This window comes from Massilia sp. 01N417, assembly GCF_056399645.1.
In genome coordinates this window covers 149800-171792 of sequence record NZ_JBFTRS010000002.1, presented here as the reverse complement: position 1 = coordinate 171792, position 21993 = coordinate 149800, and the positions used below count along the sequence as shown (strand labels likewise).

Annotated in this window: 15 protein-coding genes and 1 tRNA gene; 8 read left to right on the top strand and 8 right to left on the bottom strand. The window is 62.8% G+C overall.

Going from position 1 to position 21993, the window contains the following annotated elements:
• Positions 1-124 precede the first annotated feature (124 nt).
• Positions 125-1042 carry a c-type cytochrome gene (locus AC1DOQ_RS02875; RefSeq protein ID WP_477360098.1) on the bottom strand — a complete coding sequence of 306 codons (918 nt, stop codon included), beginning with the start codon at positions 1040-1042 and terminating at the stop codon, positions 125-127.
• Positions 1043-1239: 197 nt separating this feature from the next.
• Here AC1DOQ_RS02875 and AC1DOQ_RS02870 point away from each other — a divergent pair.
• A tRNA-Arg gene (locus AC1DOQ_RS02870) sits at positions 1240-1315 on the top strand.
• 310 nt (positions 1316-1625) lie between these two features.
• On the opposite strand, the gene AC1DOQ_RS02865 is transcribed toward AC1DOQ_RS02870, so the two are convergent.
• From AC1DOQ_RS02865 to AC1DOQ_RS02855, 3 genes are all read right to left on the bottom strand, one after another.
• Entirely contained in the window at positions 1626-2693 is a 1068-nt protein-coding gene (locus AC1DOQ_RS02865) for an acyltransferase family protein (RefSeq protein ID WP_477360096.1), read from the bottom strand.
• Positions 2690-4018, bottom strand: a complete 1329-nt coding sequence (locus AC1DOQ_RS02860; RefSeq protein ID WP_477360094.1) for a putative O-glycosylation ligase, exosortase A system-associated — start codon at positions 4016-4018, stop codon at positions 2690-2692. The genes AC1DOQ_RS02865 and AC1DOQ_RS02860 overlap by 4 nt, the downstream gene beginning before the upstream one ends.
• Before the next feature lie 384 nt (positions 4019-4402).
• A complete protein-coding gene (locus AC1DOQ_RS02855; protein WP_477360092.1) occupies positions 4403-6628 on the bottom strand; it encodes an RIFT barrel domain-containing protein in 2226 nt (741 codons plus the stop codon).
• 342 nt (positions 6629-6970) lie between these two features.
• On the opposite strand from AC1DOQ_RS02855, the gene AC1DOQ_RS02850 reads away from it, so the two are divergent.
• The 3 genes from AC1DOQ_RS02850 to AC1DOQ_RS02840 all read left to right on the top strand — a co-directional run bounded on the left by AC1DOQ_RS02850 (position 6971) and on the right by AC1DOQ_RS02840 (position 10692).
• Positions 6971-8422, top strand: a complete 1452-nt coding sequence (locus tag AC1DOQ_RS02850) for a right-handed parallel beta-helix repeat-containing protein (protein WP_477360090.1) — start codon at positions 6971-6973, stop codon at positions 8420-8422.
• Positions 8423-8594: 172 nt separating this feature from the next.
• Positions 8595-9779 carry a hypothetical protein gene (locus AC1DOQ_RS02845; protein ID WP_477360088.1) on the top strand — a complete coding sequence of 395 codons (1185 nt, stop codon included), beginning with the start codon at positions 8595-8597 and terminating at the stop codon, positions 9777-9779.
• Positions 9772-10692, top strand: a complete 921-nt coding sequence (locus AC1DOQ_RS02840) for an AAC(3) family N-acetyltransferase (RefSeq protein ID WP_477360086.1) — start codon at positions 9772-9774, stop codon at positions 10690-10692. The genes AC1DOQ_RS02845 and AC1DOQ_RS02840 overlap by 8 nt, the downstream gene beginning before the upstream one ends.
• A 20-nt stretch (positions 10693-10712) precedes the next feature.
• On the opposite strand, the gene AC1DOQ_RS02835 is transcribed toward AC1DOQ_RS02840, so the two are convergent.
• From AC1DOQ_RS02835 to AC1DOQ_RS02820, 4 genes are all read right to left on the bottom strand, one after another.
• Positions 10713-12035: a glycosyltransferase gene (locus AC1DOQ_RS02835; protein ID WP_477360084.1), complete on the bottom strand. Its 1323-nt coding sequence runs from the start codon at positions 12033-12035 to the stop codon at positions 10713-10715.
• An 86-nt stretch (positions 12036-12121) separates the two neighbouring features.
• Complete coding sequence (locus AC1DOQ_RS02830; RefSeq protein WP_477360082.1) at positions 12122-13105, bottom strand: polysaccharide deacetylase family protein; 984 nt, start codon at positions 13103-13105, stop codon at positions 12122-12124.
• A gap of 37 nt (positions 13106-13142) precedes the next feature.
• Positions 13143-14321 carry a glycosyltransferase family 4 protein gene (locus AC1DOQ_RS02825; protein ID WP_477360080.1) on the bottom strand — a complete coding sequence of 393 codons (1179 nt, stop codon included), beginning with the start codon at positions 14319-14321 and terminating at the stop codon, positions 13143-13145.
• Between the two features lie 106 nt (positions 14322-14427).
• Positions 14428-15483 carry a GNAT family N-acetyltransferase gene (locus AC1DOQ_RS02820; RefSeq protein WP_477360078.1) on the bottom strand — a complete coding sequence of 352 codons (1056 nt, stop codon included), beginning with the start codon at positions 15481-15483 and terminating at the stop codon, positions 14428-14430.
• Positions 15484-15987: 504 nt separating this feature from the next.
• Between AC1DOQ_RS02820 and AC1DOQ_RS02815 the strand changes: the two genes are divergently transcribed.
• The 4 genes from AC1DOQ_RS02815 (at position 15988) to prsK (ending at position 21982) form a co-directional block, all read left to right on the top strand.
• Positions 15988-17277, top strand: a complete 1290-nt coding sequence (locus tag AC1DOQ_RS02815; RefSeq protein WP_477360076.1) for a nucleotide sugar dehydrogenase — start codon at positions 15988-15990, stop codon at positions 17275-17277.
• A gap of 63 nt (positions 17278-17340) precedes the next feature.
• Positions 17341-18369 carry an SDR family oxidoreductase gene (locus AC1DOQ_RS02810; protein ID WP_477360074.1) on the top strand — a complete coding sequence of 343 codons (1029 nt, stop codon included), beginning with the start codon at positions 17341-17343 and terminating at the stop codon, positions 18367-18369.
• 40 nt (positions 18370-18409) lie between these two features.
• Positions 18410-19822, top strand: coding sequence for a TIGR03013 family XrtA/PEP-CTERM system glycosyltransferase (locus AC1DOQ_RS02805; RefSeq protein WP_477360072.1), 1413 nt, complete (start codon positions 18410-18412; stop codon positions 19820-19822).
• 54 nt (positions 19823-19876) lie between these two features.
• Positions 19877-21982, top strand: a complete 2106-nt coding sequence (gene prsK, locus AC1DOQ_RS02800; protein WP_477360070.1) for an XrtA/PEP-CTERM system histidine kinase PrsK — start codon at positions 19877-19879, stop codon at positions 21980-21982.
• Positions 21983-21993: the final 11 nt, after the last annotated feature.

The following is a 21993-nucleotide window of genomic DNA, read 5'->3' as shown; positions in this document are numbered from 1 at the left end:
ATGTGTGTGTAAACGAGACACTTGGTTAAAAAGGCGAACGATTTTTTGGTCGTCTGTAAATGACCAGAGGATGGGGGAAATGCTGGCGGGAGCCGGCGAACGCGGGCTCCCGGAACGAGTCGGATTACTTCGCGGCAGCGACCATGTAGTCGACTGCGCTCTTGACGTCGGCGTCCGGCGCGCTCGATCCGCCTTTCGGCGGCATCATGCCGTTCTTGCCCTGGAAGCCCTTGATGGCGTGTTCGTAGAGCACGTTGGCGCCCTGGGCGATGCGCGGCGCCCAGGCAGCCTTGTCGCCGAATTTCGGCGCGCCGGCGATGCCCGCACCGTGGCAGGCGACGCAAGCCGAGCTGTACAGGGTCTTGCCGGCGCCGCTGGCGCTGGCCGTCGCTTCGGCTGCCGGAGCAGCCGGAGCCGCGGCGGCAGCTGCTGCCGGCGCCGCAGCGGCGGGAGCAGCAGCAGGAGCGGCTGCGCCGGCTTCGGCCGGTGCGGCAGCCGGCGCCGCGTTTGCCGCGGTGGCCGCCGCCGGGGCGGCAGGCGCCTCCGGTTCCTTGAACTTGGCGCCCGACTGGTTTGCCATATAGACCATGGCGCGCGCGACTTCGACGTCGTCCAGGTCAGGATTGCCGCCCTTGGCCGGCATCGCGCGGATGCCCTGGATGGCGTGCTGGAGGAGGGTGTCGTAACCCTGCTTGATGCGTGCGGCCCAGGCGCCGGCATCGCCGACCTTCGGTGCGCCGGCGGCGCCGGTGCCGTGGCAGGCGGCGCAGGTCGAGTTATAGACGGCCTGGCCGTTCTGCAGGACCTTCGGTGCGTTGGCGTCCTTCAGGGTGAAGCCTTCGGCGGCCACCGGCTGGATGCGGGCAGCGACGGCTTCCGCGTTCTGGACGGAGCCTGCTCCGGACAGGTGGGTGTTGGTGACGAAGGTGACCAGCAGGATGATGCCGATGACGATGACAAGGAAGAACCCGGCGACGGCCACAATGAGTTGTTTAGGGGTTCGGATAAAAGACTGATGTTCACTCTGATGTGCGTCGCTCATGATTTCCTTACTAACTTAAATAGATAAAAAAACCTGCCAGCCTCTAAAGGTTCCTTGCATAGCAGAAAGAACCTCAAGTGAGCGATTATAGAACAATCTAAGTTATAGGAAACGCAATTTATGCAGTCCGCGTCTGCTTATCCATAGACGGGACGCGTGGAACGCTGTATCCTTCGCATCACTTCCGATTTTCCAGGGCGGCTGTAGCTCAGTGGATAGAGTATTGGCCTCCGAAGCCAAGGGTCGTGGGTTCGATCCCCGCCAGCCGCGCCATTAAAATCAAGCACTTATCGAACAGTGCGGCAGGATCTGTCCAACATCCCTGTTCAAGTGCTGCTTCAGCGGCGAACTCCTCGTCGAAAACCCGACACAACAAGCTCCTTAGGCGGAATACTGCCGACCGACCCTCCTGAAGCCTCTCGATCTGCCGGTCGATCGTCTTGCGCGCCTGCTTGTTGCGCTCGCTGGCAAGGGCGGCCAAGGCCGCGACTTCGTGTTTGGTATAGTCGAATTGTAAGGTAAGGCGGACATCAGTGCCGGCGAACATGCCGGCCTTCCGCTCACTTGAAGAGTGCGGCGCTCCTCACGCAGCCTTGTTCGCCGGACGGCGACGGCGGAAGTATTTCTGCACCGGATCGTCGACCACGTGGTGCAGCAGCGCCGACAGCAGCAGCACCAGCGCGAACGACAGCCACACGTACAGAGGCTTGATCTCATTCGCGTTCGACATGAAGCCCGCCTTCAGCAGGTCGTAGACCAGGTAGTGCACCATATAGGTCGAATACGAGATCTCGCCGAGGTAGACCAGCACCGGATTCGACAGCGCAGCGGTGATCGGCGACGTCGTCACGCTCAGGTAGGCGATCAGGAAGGCGAACGCCATCGGGATGGTGGCGTAATCCGGCAGCGGCGCACTGGCATACAGCACGCACGGGCCGGCGAAGCCGAGCAGCGCGGCGTTGCGGTATTTTTCCAGGAATTCGCGGTGGTTGATGTACAGGGAACCGATGAACACGCCCATCAGGAATTCCAGCAGCGTACGGACCAGGGCCATGCGCGGAATGCCCGCGCCCAGCGACTCGATGCCGTTGAGCGCATACACCAGGTGCAGCAGCAGGGCGACCAGCACCAGGACCACCAGGTGGGCGGCCACGCCGCCGCGCAGCTTGCGCAGGCTGTAAGCCATCAGCGGGAAGAACAGGTAGACGAACCATTCCGAGCTGATCGACCAGGACGGCACGTTCCAGGTGAGGTCGCTACCGACCCACATATGGATCAGGAACATGCTCTGGAAGAAGGTGCTCCAGGTATAGGATTCCGGCGCGGCGTGGCTGCTCGAGAAGAAATAAAAGGCTGCGAACAGCATCAGATAGCCGCCCAGCATCACGGCATGCAGGGGATAGATGCGCGACAGGCGGTTCCAGTAGAAGCGGCCCACGCTATGCGGGAAGTTCTTTGCGAGCGAGGCGTGATAGCTCAGGAAGATCACGAAACCGCTCAGCAGGAAGAACAGGTCGACAGCCAGGTAGCCATGGGCGATCAGGTGCGCGAGCGGCAGCGGGATCGAGTTGCCCAGCAGGGCCAGCGAATGGAAGAACACGACCCACCATGCGCAGATCCCCCGTAGCCCGGCGAGTTGGTTGAGCTTCACGTTAATACTGGCTCCTTCTTCTTCGAATACTGGATGTCGCGCTCGATCTGGGTCGAATAGTGATCGACCGCGACTACCAGTCCAATCATGTAGAAAATGAAGGGCTGGTATGCAATACCGACGAAGGCCCCACCCGCCAAGAAGATCAGGATAGAACTGCTCAGTGCATCCGCTAGGGAAACTAGCCAAGCCATGCCTGGGTGGCCACGCCACTTTTTTCTCAGGGTTCGCAGCTTGGACAGAGCAATCAAAATGATTGCAAAGTAAATGCAGAAGCCAGGAATTCCTTGCTCGCCCAGCACTTCGAAATAAATACTATGAAAGGCCTTGCCCACGAGACGGCCTTCGGGGTAATACTGGACGATACCGTCCTCGGTGACGTTGGCAATCCGGTTGTGCAGGAAGGCGTCGAAACCACCTCCAAGAGGATTGCTGCCGATATATTTTACCGTCCATTCCCATACCTTGAGTCGCCCAAGGGCAGACGAATCCGAGTTATAAGTTTCGATTGTAGACATGCGGGCGCCCCAGCGCGTCTCTGTTAGGTCTACGTTCATGTAGACGACGCCGGCCAAGGCTACGCCAGCGATCCACCAGAGCTTCTTTTTCGACTTCAGCATTGACAGCAGACATAACATTGCGACAGCAATGACGCCAGTGCGTGCGCTGGTACCGACCACAGTAGCGAGCGCATTGACGATCATGCCAGCAAACAGCAGCCAGGTAAGCCGGTTCCTGGGAAGTATGATCGTATTGCGCATGAGGAAGACAATAAGCGGGATCAGCATTACACAAACAACTGCCAAGGTGCTGCCCTCCGCCAAACCCGTGTTTCCTCCGCCCATGATGGCAAGCACGCCATAGCCACCACTGCCGAGCATCGTTTTTACGCCTGCCGAGAAAAAAATAGTCGCGGCCGAGAAGACGAAAACAAGGATGAAAGCCTCGATCTGCACGCGCGAGCGAAAAATGTAGGGAATGAACAAGGCGAAAAGCATGACCTTGTATACCCAGTCCCATTTGGCCCAAGGGCGGTCCGGGATAGTCGACATCATGGTGGTCAGCGTTACCCATACCGTGAGTGTTGCGATCAGGGCCAGAATGGCACCAAATTTCGGCGGGAATTTCTTGTCCTTGAGCGCATACTGCGCCACCATGGCCAGCGCCGCGATCATGGACAAAGGCCATCCGGTGATGATGGCCCAAGCCAGTTGCTGGGGCTTAACGACATCGACCCAGACGAAACACAGGGCCGCAGCGAAGGCAGCGGAAAATCCGGTAAAGATCAGGGTAAAAAAGACCGACGACAGAAAAAGACTTTGCATATGCGTTCGATGCCTGCTCGGCATCGGCTAGGCGGGACGACCATGGCGTGCCGATTCAGAGTAGGTTTCAGGCCGCGTTCATCTGCGGGACGGCTTCTTGGATTGTTCCTTGGGCGGTTCGCTATCGGCAGAGAACCACGGCATGAGCTTGTCGAGTTTTATAGCGCGAAAGACCGTATAAACGATCAACAGTCCAAACAACAGTAGTGCTGCATTATCAATCATGTACGATGGTAAATTGGCTATATGAGTATGTTCGTTAGCATAACACGTGAGTACTAGCAACACCGTTGGCGAACGGAGAGAAAATAAAAACACCCTACAGGCGCGAGCCTGTAGGGTGCGAGAACGTCTGTTGTCAGTACAGAAGCTTACTGCGTCAACTTAACGCGGCACGATCGCGTATTGAGGCTGATAGGAATAATCTGCCTTGTACGGACGCTTTACGTACTGATCCCATGCCTTTTTGCCGTCGGGATTGACGCCCACACTGTAGGCCAACGCCGGCTGGATGATTGCCTGAGTGCCGTCTGGGGTGATATAGCTGACCATCTCGCCCACACGCTGTTTCAAGCTCGCAGCCATTTCCGGGCTACCGCACGCCAGTTTCGAGAATGCATCACCGAAGTTGGCCTTGTACAGGTCACCGATCGCCGAATACAACGGTGAGTTCGTAGTTGGACGGACGTTCAGGCTGTATGCCGAGGCTTCAATCCAGCAATAACCGTTACCGACCATGCGGTTCACCGCGAACTTCGTTTTCCAAGCCAGCAGTGGCTGAGCATTGGTAAAGCCCAGTTCCACCACGTGACCGACGATCGTCGTGAAAAAGTCGTCCTGCCATGGGGCTACGCCGAGGTAGCCGTTGTAAATGATGGCATTACCATTTTCCAGCACGCCCAGTTTATTGGCCGAGGCGTTGTTGGCGTAGGTTGTCGTGTACCAATTAATATTGTTATTTACGATAGCCGTGAAGTTCGCTTTTTGCGGGTCATTGTCCGGCACAATATACGCCGCTTCCGCCAGCGTGCGCAGGCTCCATGCCTGGCCACGAACCTGATCCGACTTCACCAGGCCCTTGCCGGCTTCACGGTAAGATGGATTGCTGGCAAAGCTGCTGAAGTTGGCCCAGAACTCGAGTTCTTCCAGGTGGTAATAATCGCCCGTCACCATATAAGGTACGTACGAGAACGCCGCTTGGTGAGAGGTATCTGCCGACATCGGAGTGGTGCATGCAGCCGCCGATGGGCAATTCGGGAACGCTTCAAGCTGCTTCGTTGCCGGATTGAGCGTGTCGGGGGCAGCGTTGAACGTCGTCATGTACGGGAACTCGGCCAAAGTCACCGGACGGCCGGTAGTTTTGTTCCGGAAGTGCGCAGACCAGCTGCCTGCCTGTTCAGACATGCCAAGGGCAACGTTTTTCATGCGCGGGTCCATGGTCAGAAGATACAGTGCGTTCCAGGCGGGCATCGGACCGATGTCGGTACGGGCACCAGTGGTTGGCATGTATGGCTGGCCCAGGCCGGCCGTCATGGGCGCAGGTTTGCTATTAATCCAGTTTGTGTTCCAAGTGGCGATCGAGGTTTCCTTGAGCGCCAGGGTCTGGTCGTAATTTGGAACGGCCTTGGAAGCGATCAGATATGCAATGTTGTGGCGAACGTCCAGCTTCGGCTCAGTGCCCCACCAGAATACCTTACGCCAGCGCGCGTGATGGTAGTGCGTGAGGGCGGCTTGGGTATAGACCGGTTGGCCACCGACCAGTACCTGGGCATCATAGGTAATGTTCTGCGGCGCTACGCCATAAGCCCAGTCGTTCTCCACGGTGACGTCGACGCGGGCGGCCTTGCTGCCGGTATAGGAGCGGATGGCGAACTGAGCCATCAGGTGCGGATGTTCGTTACCAGCCGAATCCTTCAGCGGAGCGGACACGATCCACTCATTGACCAGCGGGCCAGCCAGCCAGCTCGTGACCTTGCCGGACTTCAGCAGGGTGTCGGCCGATGCGGTGTATTTCACGCCGGCGATGGTCAGATTCACGCTGGCGGTAAAGCCATTGTTCAGCAGGGTTACCGGGCTGGCCGGGGTGGTGGTGGCAGACGCGGTGGAGCGGTACAGGGTTAAGGTGTCGGACTGCTTCGCCGCCGTGCTCGGCAGTTGTACGGTCAGGACGGCATGGCGCACCGAGCCGTCTGCGTGACGTGCCTTGACGTCCATTTGCAGGGGAACCGTGGCGCCGCTGGCGGTTTTGGCGACCACGGTCTGGCCGTTCGGCACGTCGCCTTGAGCGAAGACCTGGCCGAAAGTGGCCGCGGCGTTGGTCTGCGAAGCGGTTGCCACGCTGGTCAGCTGGACGGTGGTGATACCGCCGGTGGTGGTGGTCGAGCCGCTGCCGGTGTTGGTGCCGGTCGAGGTAGTGGGCGGCGTGACTGTGGTCGTGATCGGACCGTTGAGTACGTTGGTAACCAGCGAACCGGCAGTGGTGACCGGGTTGGCGGTGGAGGTCGAGGCGGAAGCGTTCGAAGCGCTATCTACGCTGCTGCCGCCGCCGCATGCGGACAGGGCGGCGCAAATAACCAGGAGAAGGGGACGAGAAGTGTAAGAGTTACGCATATCTGAACTTATCCAAAAAAGGTCGCGGCACAGAAATAGTGCTGCTAGGAATAAGTTCAGATTACCGTAGGAAATTAATTTACTGTGGGAAAAATATCAGACGCGCAATCAAAAAGTTCCCAAAGAATTCCTCGATACAACACTTAACTGTATTGTCTAACGATTTTGTTGTCAATAAATATCCAGGTATGAGCGACTAATCAATATTTTTATTTTAAGAAATGTGGTGAGAATGACTCAAATCGCTACATTGTTGACACGCAAAACCGTGTAGTAGTATCTCTAAGGCAATTTTCAACGTTCTTGGGCGAAATGTCGATGCAAAAAACCAGAAAAAAGCGTGTGGCACAACACAGGGGCCGCCGCTGGGCGTGGGCAGCGGCATCGGCATTACTGCTGGCGGCGGCCGCTGCCGGAACGGGACTGTATACGCTGTCCAGCATGGGCATCACGCCACGTTCGCTGGGCCCTTATATCGAGCGCCGCAGCGCGGGCCACAATGCCGTCATCGAAGGCAGCGGCCGCATCGCACGGGAATGGCTGATACGGGCTGACCGTGGCGAACAGCTGCCGGGCGGCGCTGCCTGGGCCGGCACGGTCGGCATGCAGCGCGGCATGGCCGCCGGTTCCGGCAAGGCCGCGCCGGCCGTCGACGAAGTACTGGTATCGGACAGCGCCGGCCTGCTGCGCGCCGTCGCCGCGGCGACGCCGGGGCAGGTGATCACCCTGCTGCCCGGCCGCTATCAGGCCAGCCGGACGATCGAGGCCTTTCATCCCGGCCGCGCCGATGCGCCCATCGTGGTGCGCGCTGTCCAGCCCGGCAGCGTCCAGCTGGAGATCGGCGCCGGCGAAGGGTTTCGGGTGTCGGCGCCGTACTGGCGCTTCGAAAACCTTTCGCTGCGGGGCAGCTGCCCCAAAGCCTATTACTGTGAGCATGCTTTCCACGTCGTCGGCGATGCCCACCACTTCGCGGCCGTGAATAACCTCATCGTCGATTTCGATGCCCATTTCAAGATCAATGCGGAAAAGGGGCGCTACCCGGACCACGGCCTGATCGAGTCGAATACGCTGCGCAACGACAGCGTGCGTCTCACCAGCAGGCCGGTCACGCCGATCGACCTGGTGACGGCCAGCGACTGGATCGTCCGCCGCAACCTGATCAGCGACTTCATCAAGGGCGACGGCGACCGCATCAGCTACGGCGCATTCGCCAAGGGCGGCGGCGCCAACAACCTGTTCGAGCAGAACATCGTGATTTGCGAAGACAGGCTGCGCGGCGCGCCCGGCCAGCGGATCGGCCTGTCGCTGGGCGGCGGCGGTACCGGAAAGGAATACTGCAGGGACGGCAAATGCATCACCGAGCAGACCGGCAGCACGCTGCGCGCCAACCTGGTCGCCTCGTGCTCCGACGACGGCATCTATCTGAATGCGGCCGCGCGCAGCCGGCTGCAGCACAATACCCTGGTCGATACCGGCGGCATCACCGTGCGCTTCCCCGAGAGCAGCGCCGACCTCGCAGGCAACCTGGTGGACGGCATGATCCGCAGCCGCGACGACGGCATCGTGCGCCTCGACGACAACCTGTATACCTCGGCGGCACGGCTCTACCTCGGCAGCCATCCCTACCGGGCGCTGTTCCGCGACCCGCTCGCCCTCGATTTCCGCTGGCGCGAACCGGCTGCACGCCGTGCGAACGCCGGCGAAATCGGGCCCGACCTGTGCGGCGGACCCCGTCCCGCACAAGCGCGCTACGGCGCCTTCGAGGACTTTGGCGCCTGTCTGAGCCAGCCGTAAATACGCCGCACATATCGAAAATGGCAACAAAGCTGCCTGGAGTAAAATAATTCTTAAACAATAATAGCCATGCCTGCGGCGCTCGCCTGATGGGCATATCGCGAAATTGACATTGAGTGGTATCAATGCCATCATTATTTACAATTTAATAATTTTTTATTCAGGGCCGACCGTGTTCCAACTGCTACGAAAAATCAAGCACCAGCTTTCCCAGCCGCCGCTGTCCGACATGGCCAAGGCCGAGCTGGAGGTCGACAAGCGCGGCCTGCCGGCCCGCGATCCCGGCCCCGAAGCCGTCATCGCCGCCTGCACCAAATGGCTGTGCACGGCGCAGGACAACTCGGCCTCGAACGACGGCGGCGTGGCGCGCGACTTCAGCCTGCAGAAGGGCTGGGCCACCTCCTATCCGGAGACGACCGGCTATATCATCCCGACCATGATCACGATGGCGAACCGCAACGGCGACGCCGGCCTGCACGCGCGCGCGCGCCGCATGCTGGACTGGTGCGTGGCGATCCAGTTCCCGGAAGGCGGCTTCATGGGCGGCAAGATCGACGCCACCCCGCGCGTGCCGGTGACCTTCAATACCGGCCAGATCCTGATCGGCCTGGCCGCCGGCGCCGCCGAATACAAGGACGAGCGCTACCTGGACTCGATGCACCGCGCCGCCGCCTGGCTGCGCGACAGCCTCGACGAAGACGGCTGCTGGCGCAAGTTCCCGACCCCGTTCGCCAAGCCGGGCGAGAAGGCCTACGAGACCCACGTGTCGTGGGGCCTGTTCGAAGCCGAGCGCGTGGCGCCAGGCAACGGCTACGGCGAGGCCGGCCTGCGCCAGGTCGACTGGGCGATCGGCAAGCAGCAGCCGAACGGCTGGTTCGCCTCGAACTGCCTGACCGACGCCGACAACCCGCTGACCCACACCATCGGCTACGTGCTGCGCGGCGTGCTGGAAGCCCACCTGCTGTCCGGCCGCGCCGACCTGCTGCAGGCCGCCGAGCGTACCGGCAAGAGCCTGGTCGAGGCGATCGGCGCCGACGGCTACCTGGCCGGGCGCCTGGACCGAAACTTCCGCGGCGCCGTGGACTACGTCTGCCTGACCGGCTCGGTGCAGATCGCGCACTGCCTGTTCCTGCTGCACCGCCTGACCGGCGAGCGCCGCTACCTGGAGGCCGGCCGCAAGCTGACCGCCTTCGTGCGCCGCACCGTGCGCTTCGAAGGCCATGAAGGCATGGTCGGCGGCATCAAGGGTTCCTTCCCGGTGAACGGCGACTACGGCCAGTGGGAATACCTGAACTGGGCCGCCAAGTTCTGCATCGACGCCAACCTGCTGGAAATCGAGCTCGCCGGCAATGCTTAAACCTCTCAAGCGCACCGTCAAGGCGGCCCTGGAAGCGCTGCGCCGCCGCCGCAGCGAGCGCCAGCTCCGCCAGTCCGGCCGCCACGTGACGCGCGCCGACCTGGCCCGCGACCTGGCGCGCCTCGGCATCCGGCCGGGCGACACCGTGTTCCTGCACTCGTCCCTGAAAAGCCTCGGCTATGTGGAAGGCGGCGCCTCCAGCGTGATTGGCGCGCTGCAGGACGCGGTCGGCGCCGAAGGCACGCTGCTGGTGCCGACCTATTATCTGCCGGCCGGCACCGTCAAGGCGACCTGCGAGATGGAAGGCTATGTGTTCGATCCGCGCAGCCACGGCACCAATATGGGCCGGCTGCCGGAAACCTTCCTGCGCGAAGCGGCCACCCACCGCAGCGTGCACCCGACCCATTCGGTGTCGGCCTGGGGCAGGCACGCGCAATACCTGACCGAAGCCCATCACCGTGCGCCCTCGATCTTCGGCGAAGGCTCGCCGTGGCAGCGCTTCGTCGGTCTCGACGGCGCCAAGGTGCTGGGACTGGGCATCTCGATGGGACCGGTGACTTTCTACCACGTGCTGGAAGACGCCATGGGCGAACGCTTCCCGGAACCGATCTGGGAGGAGCGCACCTACCAGTTGCCGTGCCTGGACAAGGACGGCAGGCGCTGGGACGTGCCGGTGCGTCCGTTCGCGCCGGCGGTGGCGGCGCGCCGCATCGACTATGCCGCGCGCGAAGACCTGCGTGCGTATTTCCGCGACGAGTTCGAGCGCGCCGGCCTGCGCGTGAACGGCAAGGTGGGCGAGGGCGATTCCTGGTTCATCCCGGCGCGCGCCTTCTACGACCACCTGGAAAAGATGGCGGGGCAGGGCATCACCATCTATTCAACTGCGGAACAGCTGGCCGCCCGGCCTCACTAAACGCTGAACAAAACCGCGCGTCAGTTCTGGCGCGCGTGTTCCTTCACCACTTCATCCAGCAAGGTCGCGAACTGGCTGCTGCGCGAGCGGCGCGAATAGAATTCGCTGGCGTTTTCCGGCGGCAGCGGCGCCTCGCCGTTGCGCACCAGGCCGACGAAGCGCATCACGCCGGCCTTGATGTCGTCCTTGTCGTCCAGCCGCGCGATGGTATCCAGCCCGGCGCCACGCATGGTGGCGGCGGTGTCGCCGGCCGGATCGGTCAGCGCTAGGATCGGACGGCGCGCGCGCATGTATTCGTACAGCTTGGCAGGGATCTGCGAATTGCAGTGCGCCGCCTGCATCACCAGCAGGCCGTCGGCGTCCAGCATCTCGGCCAGCGCCGCACGATACGGAATCGGCGGTTCCAGCACCACCAGGCCGTGCAGGTCGTGCTGGTCGATCAGGTCGCCCAGCAGGTCTTCATGGATCGAGGCGCGCAGCACCACGCGCAGGGTGTCGGGGCCGATCAGGCCCTCGCGGCGCAATTCGCCCAGCGCCGCCAGCATCGCGGTCGGATCGCGTTCGGTCGGATAGATGATGCCGCTGTGGAGCAGCACCAGCGGACCTTCGCCCTTCGGCTTCGGCACGTAGCTGGCGGTGGCGCGCACGAAGTCGTCCTCGTCGTAGCCGTTCTCGATCAGGCCGAAGCGCGAAGGCGGCACCTCCGGATAGCGCGCGCGGTACATCGCCAGCGCTCCCGGCGTGGTGAACACCATGCGGGTGCAGTTGTGCACCGTGAGCTTTTCCACCCAGCGGTAGGCGCGCCACACCAGGCGGCTGGATGGCGTGTGCTCCTCCGTCATCGGATCGCGCATGTCGGCGATCCACGGCAGGCCGGTGAAGCGCTTCAGCGTGTAGCCGATCAGGTGCGCGGTCGGGATCGGATAGGTCGACCAGATCAGGCGCGGGCGGTGTTCGCGGATCAGCTTGAGGCCGGCAGGCACGGCGCCGAACAGCCAGGTGATCCAGCGATCCGGCAGCGCCATGCCGCGCAGGTAGCGGCCGCGGATCGCCAGGTGGCGCCCGGAATCGAGCGCGAAGGCGCGCCGCACGACCAGGTCGCCCGGCACGTCGTTCATCTGGTCGTCGCTCGAGGCCACATACGCGCGCGGGTGAGCGGACAGCACCAGCGGCTTCCATCCCAGCTGCGGCAGGTGCTGGGCGAACTTCAGCGTGCGCTGGATACCGCTGCTGCCGCGCTGCGGCGGGAAGTGGAAGGCCACCAGCAGCACGCCCGGCCGGGCGGCAAGCTGCGCCGCCTGTGCTTCATCGATGGCTGCGCTCTGCGGCACATCGGTCTGCACGGGCGGCTCGTGGATTTCCGTTAAAGTGGAATCGCTCCTGTTTTGCATCTGGGGCTTTCTTGTACGGCGGTGAAGACAAATGAAACCTAGCTGGCCAGCCAGCGCAGCAGGCGCAACATATAAAAGAAGGTACTCGTGTCCCACGGCCGTGAACGCGGCAAAGTGAACACATTATCCGCTTCCGTGACCGGACCCGGCGCCGTCGAGAACGCCGCCGCGAAACCGGCATCGCGCACCATCGCCACGTGCCGCTCGTCGAAGTCGAGGCTGGGCTTGCCGTTCGGGTAGGCGAAATAGCGCACCGGCCGGTCCAGGATGGCTTCCAGCGCCGCCTTGCTGCCGGCGATTTCGGCCATCGCGTCGGCGTCCGGCAGGCTGGTCAGGATCGGGTGCGACACCGTGTGCGCGCCGATCTCGACGTTCGATGCCTGCAGCGTGCGCACCATCTCCGCGCTCAGCATCAGCGGACGGCCGGCGGGACGGGCGAGCGCTTCCAGTTCCTCGACCAGCGCCATGCGCTCGGCGGGCGGCAGGTACTTGGCGCGTGTGGTCAGCTGGCGCACCGCGCTGCAGCGCGCCTCCAGGCTGTCGAGCGGATGCCGGCCGGCGCCGATGGCGCGCAGGTCCAGCTCTTGGCCGGCCGCGGCGCGCACGGCGTCGACGATGCGGTCGTTCCACATGTTCTCGTCGCTGTCCACGTAGCCGCTGCTGACGAACACGGTGGCCGGCAGGTTGAACTCGCGCAGCACCGGCAGCGCCAGGTCGTGCACCGAGCGGTAGCCGTCGTCGAAGGTGATGCAGACCGCGCGCGCCGGCAGGCGGCTCTGCTGCAGCGCGGCCAGCGCCTCGTCCAGCGGCAGCACCTTGAAGCAGTCCGCCAGCATCTTCATGTGCTTGCGGAAGGTCTGGACATCGGGCTCGTTCTCGAGCAGCGGGTCGGAGACTTCCAGGATCCGGTGGTAGTTCACGATGCACAGGCGCGCCTTGCGTGCGGGCCACAGGGCGTAACTGTCGCCGATTGCGCGCATCAGCACGGGGAGCGGCGCAGCGGAACGCTGGTAGGTGCTCATGCCCGGCTCCCTGGCCGGAAGATCGCTAAAGAAAGTCTCACGCGGCGTAATCTACAATGATTTTCTGGAAGAGGTCGATCTGGCCGCGGGTGGTGAAGTCCCAGCTGAATCCCTCGGCATAGCGGCGGGTGGCCGCCCGGTCCGGATTGCGTGCGCGCAGCTGCTGCACCGCTTCCAGCACGCCTTCACTGCTGTAGTGCGGCATCAGCATGCCGGCGGCCGGCGCCGCCACCACTTCCGGCGATCCGCCGACGGCGCTCGCCACCACCGGCGTGCCGCAGGCCATCGATTCGAGCAGCACATTGGCCCAGCCTTCACGGCTGGACGCCAGCACCATCAGGTCGGCCGCATTGAAATACTGCTTCAGTTCGGGCTGCGGCACCGCGCCCAGGAAGCGCACCCGGTCGGCCACGCCAAGCCTTTGCGCCAGCGCTTCCAGCTTGCCGCGGTCCGGGCCGTGTCCGGCAATCAACAGTACCACGTCGGGCAAGCTTGGCAGCGCACCGATGATCAGGTGATGCCCCTTCAGCTCGATCAGGTGACCGACCGAAATCAGGGTGTACTGCGTCAGGCCGAGGGTGGCGCGGATCGCCTCGCGGTCGAGCGGGCGGAAGATGTCCAGGTTGACACCGTTGCGCAGCGGCGTGATCGCGGCCGGCCGTACGCCCAGCTGCACCAGGCTGTCCTTCAGCGCCTGGCTGACGGTGATGATGCCCTTGGCCTGGCTGGCGGCCCACTGGATCATGCGCCGCGGCAGCGGAAAACGCGGAAACAGGTTGACGTCCGAGCCGCGCGCCGTGATCACCACCGGCTTGTTGAAGTAGCGGCCCAGCATGGCGGCGGCCACGCCGTCCGGATAAAAATAATGGGCGTCGATGGCGTCGAAGTCGTAGCCCTCGTCGATGATGCGGCCGATCTCGCCCTTCGCGCCTTGCATCAGCAGCATCGGCGCGACATTCATGCCGACCTTCGGCAGAGTGACGTAGCGCGGGTGGCGGATGTCCAGGCCGTGGCGCTCCTCGCGCGCGGGCACCGCCGGATATCTGGCGTACTGGCCGAAACGCGGATGCCGCGACGGGAACCAGGGCACCGGCGCCACCACCCGCGACGCGACCTGGCCGCTGGCCACCAGGTTGCGCAGCCGGGTCTCCACGAAGATACCGTGGTTGGGCTGCTGCTGGTTCGGGAACAAGGTGCTGAAGGTCAGTAGCTTCATGGAGCGGAACGGGGAACGGTGCCGCCGGTGCGGACGGAATGTCTTACGATAATAAAATTGAAATTAGCATTAAGCAAGGTCGCACGAAACATTAAATGCAGCCTGACTACAATGTGATGTAGCGGCGCAGCCGCGGTCCCAGCTGGTTGGCCACGCTCAGCGGCAGCTTGCTCCAGGCTTTTTCGATCAGCGGCCGCAGGCTGCCGGCGCGCGACGCGCCCGATTCGGCGACCGGCAGCTCGGCGCCCGCCTTCCATTCCTGCCAGGCGAGGGCATGCGGCAGCGCGCCCCATTGCTCTTTGAATTTATAGGTGCCTTCGCCGAAGGTCGAGCGGCCGAAGTCGAATTCGCGGATGCCCAGCGCACACAGCTGGGACTGGATCGCCCAGTACAGCAGCATATTCGGCGCCAGGCGGTTGTAGTCGGCCAGGGTCGAGGCCCAGGGGATCACCGCCTTGCCCGCGCATAGCAGGACCCAGCCGGCGCCGACCACCTTGCCTTCGTGGCGCACCAGCATGACGAACATGCCGTCGGCGCCGTAGTGCCGGTGGATGGCCTTGAACCAGTCCAGGCTGTGGGCCGGGCTGCCGAGCCGGCGCATGTTCTGCGCATACACGTCGTAAAAATCCTGCACGGCCGCCGCCGAGGTCGACAGTTCGGCGCCCAGGCCGTTCTTTTCCGCCTTGCGGATCTGGCTGCGCAGCTTGGGTGGATAGGATTTCATCAGCGCTTCCGCGCTGTCCGGCAGCTGCAGCACCATGCGCACCTTGCGTCCCTCCAGGCCGCCGCCGGGGCCGGCGGAGCAGCGCAGCTCGAGCGAGCCCAGTTGACGGACACCGAGTTCGCGCCGCGCATGCGCCGCCAGCGCCGCCGTCACCTGCGCATCCTCGCCCAGCGGACCGCCGAGGTCGCAGAAGGGCTGCGATACCCAGCGCGGCTTGCCGAAGGGGCGGGCAATCGTGCACAGCGGCAGCACGCCCGCCAGGCGGCCGCCGCGGCGCGCCACCAATACCTGGCTGCGATAGCCGTAAGCCTCGCTGACCGCGCGGCACCAGGCGGACAGCTGGTAGGCACTGGCCGCCGGATGGCTGCGCACCCAGGCATCCAGCGCCGATGCCTCGGCCGCGCTTGCATCTATATAAGAGAATTCCAGTTCGTTCAAAGCCAGGCTCCGCATCTGCACCAGGGTACAGAAGGTCTATTAACTAAAATGCATGAATCCTTTGCATTGTAAGTGATGCGCAGCCGAGCTCGCCAACAATCGTGCGCAATCGAACGCGCCTGGCTCATCGACAGCCGCTATAGAAATATTGATAATAATGAATAAACTGTTGTCTTAACATCCTGTCTCGATCCTCAGTCCTGCTTTTTGTACGTTTTGTATTGACGATCGCGCGATCTCTGTTCCAAGATTTGGAACCCATCATATATATCGTGACCCCACAACCACCTTTCTCAACAGTACGCGCACGATAGCGCAACAGTAAATCTTGTTTTTTTTTGAAGATGCTAAAATTGCATTTAGGCTATGGATGAGTTGACAACTAGCAACCCATCCTGTTGTTTTTCAAGAGTTAATGTAAGTCGTTTGTTGAGTGCCATATATTTCCGTGTTATATTAAAAGTTAATATAATGGCAAAAATCAATACTTGATCGGGACGTGATATGAGAGCGGATGAAGTCGTTGCAGTAGTAGGCTTGGGCTATGTTGGTTTGCCGTTGGCTGTCGAGTTCGGCAAGAAAGCAAAAACCATCGGTTTCGACCTGTCGGCAAGCAAGGTTGAAAACTACAAGAAGTTCACCGATCCCACCGGAGAGGTCTCGACCGAGCAGCTGAAAGCAGCGCAATACCTGGAAGTCACCACCGACCCAACGCTGCTGTCCCAGGCCGACTACATCGTGGTCGCCGTCCCGACCCCCGTCGACATCGCCCACAACCCCGACTTCACTCCGCTGGCAGGCGCCAGCAAGACCGTCGGCAAAAACATGAAGCGCGGCGCGATCGTCGTGTTCGAGTCCACCGTCTACCCCGGCGCCACCGAGGAAGTCTGCATCCCGATCATGGAAAAAGAGTCGGGCATGAAGTGGCTGCAGGACTTCCACGTCGGCTTCTCGCCGGAGCGCATCAACCCGGGCGACAAGGAACATACCCTCACCACCATCCTGAAAGTCGTGTCCGGCGACGACGACGAGACCCTGGACCGCGTCGCCAAGCTCTACGAATCGGTGGTGACGGCCGGTGTGTACCGCGCCTCCAGCATCAAGGTGGCCGAAGCCGCCAAGGTCATCGAGAACACCCAGCGCGACCTGAACATCGCCCTGATGAACGAGCTGGCGATCATCTTCGACAAGGTCGGCATCGACACTCTCGAAGTGCTGAAAGCCGCCGGCACCAAGTGGAACTTCCTGCCATTCCGTCCGGGCCTGGTGGGCGGCCACTGCATCGGCGTCGACCCGTATTACCTGACCCACAAGGCCGAGATGGTCGGCTACCACCCGCAGGTGATCCTGGCCGGCCGCCGCATCAACGACGGCATGGCGAAATTCGTGGCCGAAAAGACCGTCAAGTCGATGATCTCGTCCGGCTTCCACGTCAAGGGTTCGAAGGTCAACGTGATCGGCCTGACCTTCAAGGAAAACTGCCCGGACCTGCGCAACTCGAAGGTTGCCGACATCGTCCACGAGCTCGAATCCTACGGCTGCGACGTGCACGTCTACGATCCGGTCGCCGAAGCCGAGGAAGCCCAGCACGAATACGGCATCAAGCTGGAACGCTGGGAAGACCTGCCGAAGGGCGACGCCCTGGTGGTGGCGGTGCCGCACAAGGAAGTGCTGGCCCGCTCGCTGCTCGACTTCCAGTCCAAGCTGAACGACAACGGCTGCTTCATCGACGTCAAATCGCAGTTCGACCCGAAAGCGATCAGCGAAGCCGGCTACTGCGTCTGGCGCCTGTAATACTGCCCAATACGGCCGTCCGCCTGCGCGGGCGGCCGCGCAATCCCTAAAGTGTCTGCAAACGTGAATAAGATTCAAGATGTCCAACAGCAGTTGCGACAGCACAGCTCCCACTGGCTGGTCACCGGCGCTGCTGGCTTCATCGGCTCGAACCTGGTCGAAGCCCTGCTCAAGCTGAACCAGCGCGTCACCGGTCTCGACAACTTCGCCACCGGCCACCAGCGCAACCTCGACCAGGTCCGCGAGCTGGTGGGGGAGGCCGCCTGGGCCAACTTCCGCTTCCTGCAGGCCGACATCCGCTCGCCCGAGGATTGCGCACGTGCCTGCGAGGGCGTCGACTTCGTCCTGCACCAGGCCGCACTCGGATCGGTGCCGCGCTCGATCGCGAATCCGCAACTGACCAACGAGACCAATATCACCGGTTTCCTGAACATGCTGGTGGCGGCGCGCGACGCGAAGGTCAAACGCTTCGTCTACGCCGCATCCAGCTCGACCTACGGCGACCATCCAGGCCTGCCGAAGATCGAGGACCGGATCGGCAAGCCGCTGTCGCCGTATGCCGTGACCAAGTACGTCAACGAGCTGTACGCCGACGTGTTCGGCCGCACCTACGGCATGGAATCGATCGGCCTGCGTTATTTCAACGTGTTCGGCCCGCGCCAGGATCCGAACGGCGCCTATGCCGCCGTGATCCCGAAGTGGGTGGCGGCCCTGATCCGCAACGAGGAGCTGCGCATCAACGGCGACGGCGAGACCAGCCGCGACTTCTGCTACATCGACAACGTGGTGCAGGCCAACCTGCTGGCGGCAACGTCCGGCGTTGATGCCGCCAACCAGGTGTACAACGTGGCGCTGAACGACCGTACCTCGCTGAACCAGCTGCACGCGATGATGTGCGAGCTGCTGGCGCCGCGTTTCCCGCACGTGGCCGCGCACCGGCCGGTGTATGTCGATTTCCGCGCGGGCGACGTGCGCCATTCCCAGGCCGACATCGGCAAGGCCGGCGCGATGCTGGGCTATGCGCCCACCCACCGCATCGGCGAAGGGCTGAAGGAAGCCATGGACTGGTACGTGCGCAACTTGTCCCAATAAGCACTGCAGTATGTAATCAAGAAGAATACCGGAGGGTAGCGTGCTTAAGATTTCGAATCACTACGTATCGAAGATCGTCTTCGTCTTGCTGTTCGTCGAGGTGCTGGTGCTCCTCGGGGCGGCCTATGTCGGTGCGGCGGTGCGCTTCATGGAACTGGGCCAGCCGGTCAGTCTTCCCAACATCCAGAACCTGGATCATTTCTTCACCTCGGCCATCGCCTTCACCGCCGCCATCATCTTCAGCATGAGCGCGATGGGCATGTACCAGCTCGACTTCAACGAAGGCCTGCGCAATCCCTTCTTCATGAAGCTGATGCCGTCCTTCCTGATGGGCTTCCTGATACTGACCCTGGTGTTCTACGTCGCGCCCGACCTGTATTTCGGACGCGGCATCCTGGCCCTGGTGTTCGCGATCGCCGCCGCCGGCATTTTCATTGCGCGAATGATCTTCTTCAAGAGCTCGGAGCTGCGCTTCCTCGAGACCCGCATCCTGTTCCTGGGCAGCGGCCCGCTGGCCAAGGAATGCAGCGACCTGGCCCTGCAGAGCACCAGCTACCACCGCTACAACATCACCGGCTTCATCCCGACGCCCAACGAGGAACTGTGCGTGCCCTCGGCCAGCCTGCTGGACGGCCGCGAAGGCGATACCCTGGTGTCGCTGGCACGCCAGTACAACGTCGAGGAGGTCGTGGTGTCGGTGCAGAACCGCCGCGGCGGCTTCCCGATCAAGGAACTGCTCGAGTGCAAACTGGCCGGCCTGAAGGTCACCGACGCCGCCACCTTCTTCGAACGCGAGACCTGCCAGATCCGGGTCGACTCGCTGCAGCCTTCGTGGCTGGTGTTCGGCGGCGGCTTCGACCAGAGCTTCGTGCGCACCTTCATGAAGCGCAGCTTCGACATCGTGTGCAGCGTGATCATCCTGGTGCTGACCCTGCCGCTGATGCTGCTGGCCGCGCTGGCCGTCAAGCTGGAAGACCGCGGTCCGGTGTTCTACTCGCAGGAGCGGGTCGGCAAGGACGGCAACACCTTCTTCGTGCACAAATTCCGCAGCATGCGCACCGACGCCGAAAAGGGCGGCAAGCCGCAGTGGGCGCAGCAGAACGATCCGCGCATCACCCGCATCGGTAACTTCATGCGCAAGACCCGCATCGACGAGCTGCCGCAGATCCTCAATGTGTTCAAGGGCGAGATGTCGTTCGTCGGCCCGCGTCCGGAGCGTCCCTATTTCGTCGAGCAGCTGATCGAGGTGGTCCCGTATTACAATGTGCGCCACAGCGTCAAGCCGGGCATCACGGGCTGGGCCCAGGTGCGCTACGGCTACGGTTCTTCCGCCGAGGACGCGCTGCAGAAACTGCAGTACGACCTGTACTACGTGAAGAACAACAGCCTGTTCCTCGACGTCCTGATCCTGATCGATACCTTGAAGGTCGTTCTGTTCCGCAGCGGACGCTGACCCGGTTCTGCGGTCAGCGCTGCGGTTTCCATTCCACTGTTCCGACGGTGTACCGTGACCAATATTGCCGCCTATAGTTATGCACTGGCCGCAGCGGGCTACCTGCTGCTGTGCCTGCCGGTGCTGTCGGGATGGCGCGGACGCGCGCAGCGCGCCACCCTGTCCGCCGCCTGCCTGCTGACCGCGCTGTGGGCCGCCGTGCTGGCCAGCGATGCGACCCACGACCGGCTCTGGACCGCGCTCACCGGCTCGCTCGAAGTGCTGCGCGACGGCGCCTGGTCGGTGTTCCTGGTGGCCCTGCTGGGCCACTGGCGCAGCGAGGGCGAACGGTCGTCATGGCTGCCGGTCAGCCTGCCCTTCGATGTACGGCCCTCGCTGTTCGTGGCCGCCTGCGCCTACATCCTGCTGCTGGGGGCGCTGCTGGCCGGGCACTTCAGCTTCGAACTGCTGAACGCCCTCGGCGCGATGCGGGTGGTGACCGCCTTCGCCTGCCTGGCCGTGTACGGCATGCTGCTGGTCGAACAGGTGTACCGCAACAAGACCATCGAGGAGCGCTGGGCGATCAAGTTCGCCTGCCTCGGCATCGGCGGCATGTTCGCCTACGACTTCTACCTGTACACCAACATGATGCTGTTCCGCGAACTGAATCCGGAACTGTGGAACGCGCGCGGCGTGATCAATGCGCTGACGGTGCCGCTGGTGGCGGCGTCGATGGCGCGCAGCAAATCCTGGAGCACCACCTTCGTGGTCTCGCGCCGCGTGATGTTCCATTCGGCCGCGCTGTTCGGCTCCGCGATCTACCTGCTGGCGATGGGGTCGGCCGGCTATTACCTGCGCTTCTTCGGCGGCCGCTGGGGTACCGTGATGCAGGCCGGCTTCCTGTTCGGCGCGGTCTCCCTGCTGCTGGTGATCCTGTTCTCCGGCACCTTCCGCTCCTGGCTGAAGGTCTCGATCAGCAAGCACTTCTTCCGCTACAACTACGACTATCGCGAGGAGTGGATGCGCTTCACGCGCACCCTGTCCGAACGCGGTCCGAACCTGGGCGACCGCGCGATCCAGGCGATGGCGGCGCTGGTCGAGAGCCCCGGCGGCACCCTGTGGCAGCGCAACGAAGCCGGCCGCTACGAGCCGCGCGCCAGCTGGCACGGACCGGACGGCGGCGTGACGGAGCCGGGCAACTCGCCGTTCTGCCGCTTCCTGGAGAGCTCGCAGTGGGTGGTCGACCTCGACGAATTCGTGGCCCGTCCCGACAAGTACGAAGGCCTGGCGGTGCCCGACTGGCTGCTGGAATATCCGCGCCGCTGGCTGGTGGTGCCGCTGATCCTGCACGAGAAGCTGTTCGGCTTCGTGGTGCTGCAGCGCGCCCGCAGCCCGCTCAAGCTGAACTGGGAAATCACCGACCTGCTGGAGATCGCCGGCAGCCAGGCCGCCGGCCACCTGGCCCAGGAAGACGCCGCCAACGCGCTGATGGTGGCGCGCCAGTTCGAATCCTTCAACCGGATGTCGACCTTCGTCGTGCACGACCTGAAGAACCTGGTGGCCCAGCTGTCGCTGATGAACGCGAACGCGGAAAAGCACAAGGACAACCCGGAATTCCAGCGCGACATGCTGGAAACCCTGAACCACTCGGTGCAGAAGATGAAGCTGCTGCTGCAGAAGCTGTCCCGCACCGAGAACGCCGACAAGAAGCTGCCACTGGCGGTCGAACAGGTGGTGCGCCAGGCGGTGGCGCTGAAGAGCGCCTTCGAGCCGCGCCCGCAGCTGGTGGTCGAGGTGCCGGGCCTGCAGGTGGAGGCGGACCGCGAACGCCTCGAGCGCGTGGTCGGCCACCTGATCCAGAACGCAATCGAGGCCACGCCGCGCGACGGCCATGTGATGATCCGCCTGGGCCGCCGCGATGCGGACGGGCAGGCCGCCGCAATCGAGATCGAGATTACCGACACCGGCGAAGGCATGAGCGAAGAGTTCATCCGCGAGCGCCTGTTCAAGCCCTTCGACTCGACCAAGTCGGCCGGCATGGGCATCGGCGTGTTCGAAAGCCGCGAATACATCACCGAGCTGGGCGGGCAGCTGGAAGTCAGCAGCCGGCCCACGCTCGGCACCACGTTCAAGGTCGTGCTGCCGCTGTACCGCGAGCCGGCCGCAGCCATGCCCGCCTGAACGACTCCCGA

What these genes read in the sequence shown, in the direction of transcription:
- AC1DOQ_RS02875 (WP_477360098.1), bottom strand. Translation starts at nt 1,042, where the DNA reads ATGAGCGACGCACATCAGAGTGAACATCAGTCTTTTATCCGAACCCCT.
- AC1DOQ_RS02860 (WP_477360094.1), bottom strand. Translation starts at nt 4,018, where the DNA reads ATGCAAAGTCTTTTTCTGTCGTCGGTCTTTTTTACCCTGATCTTTACC.
- AC1DOQ_RS02855 (WP_477360092.1), bottom strand. Translation starts at nt 6,628, where the DNA reads ATGCGTAACTCTTACACTTCTCGTCCCCTTCTCCTGGTTATTTGCGCC.
- AC1DOQ_RS02840 (WP_477360086.1), top strand. Translation starts at nt 9,772, where the DNA reads ATGCTTAAACCTCTCAAGCGCACCGTCAAGGCGGCCCTGGAAGCGCTG.
- AC1DOQ_RS02830 (WP_477360082.1), bottom strand. Translation starts at nt 13,105, where the DNA reads ATGAGCACCTACCAGCGTTCCGCTGCGCCGCTCCCCGTGCTGATGCGC.
- AC1DOQ_RS02825 (WP_477360080.1), bottom strand. Translation starts at nt 14,321, where the DNA reads ATGAAGCTACTGACCTTCAGCACCTTGTTCCCGAACCAGCAGCAGCCC.
- AC1DOQ_RS02815 (WP_477360076.1), top strand. Translation starts at nt 15,988, where the DNA reads ATGAGAGCGGATGAAGTCGTTGCAGTAGTAGGCTTGGGCTATGTTGGT.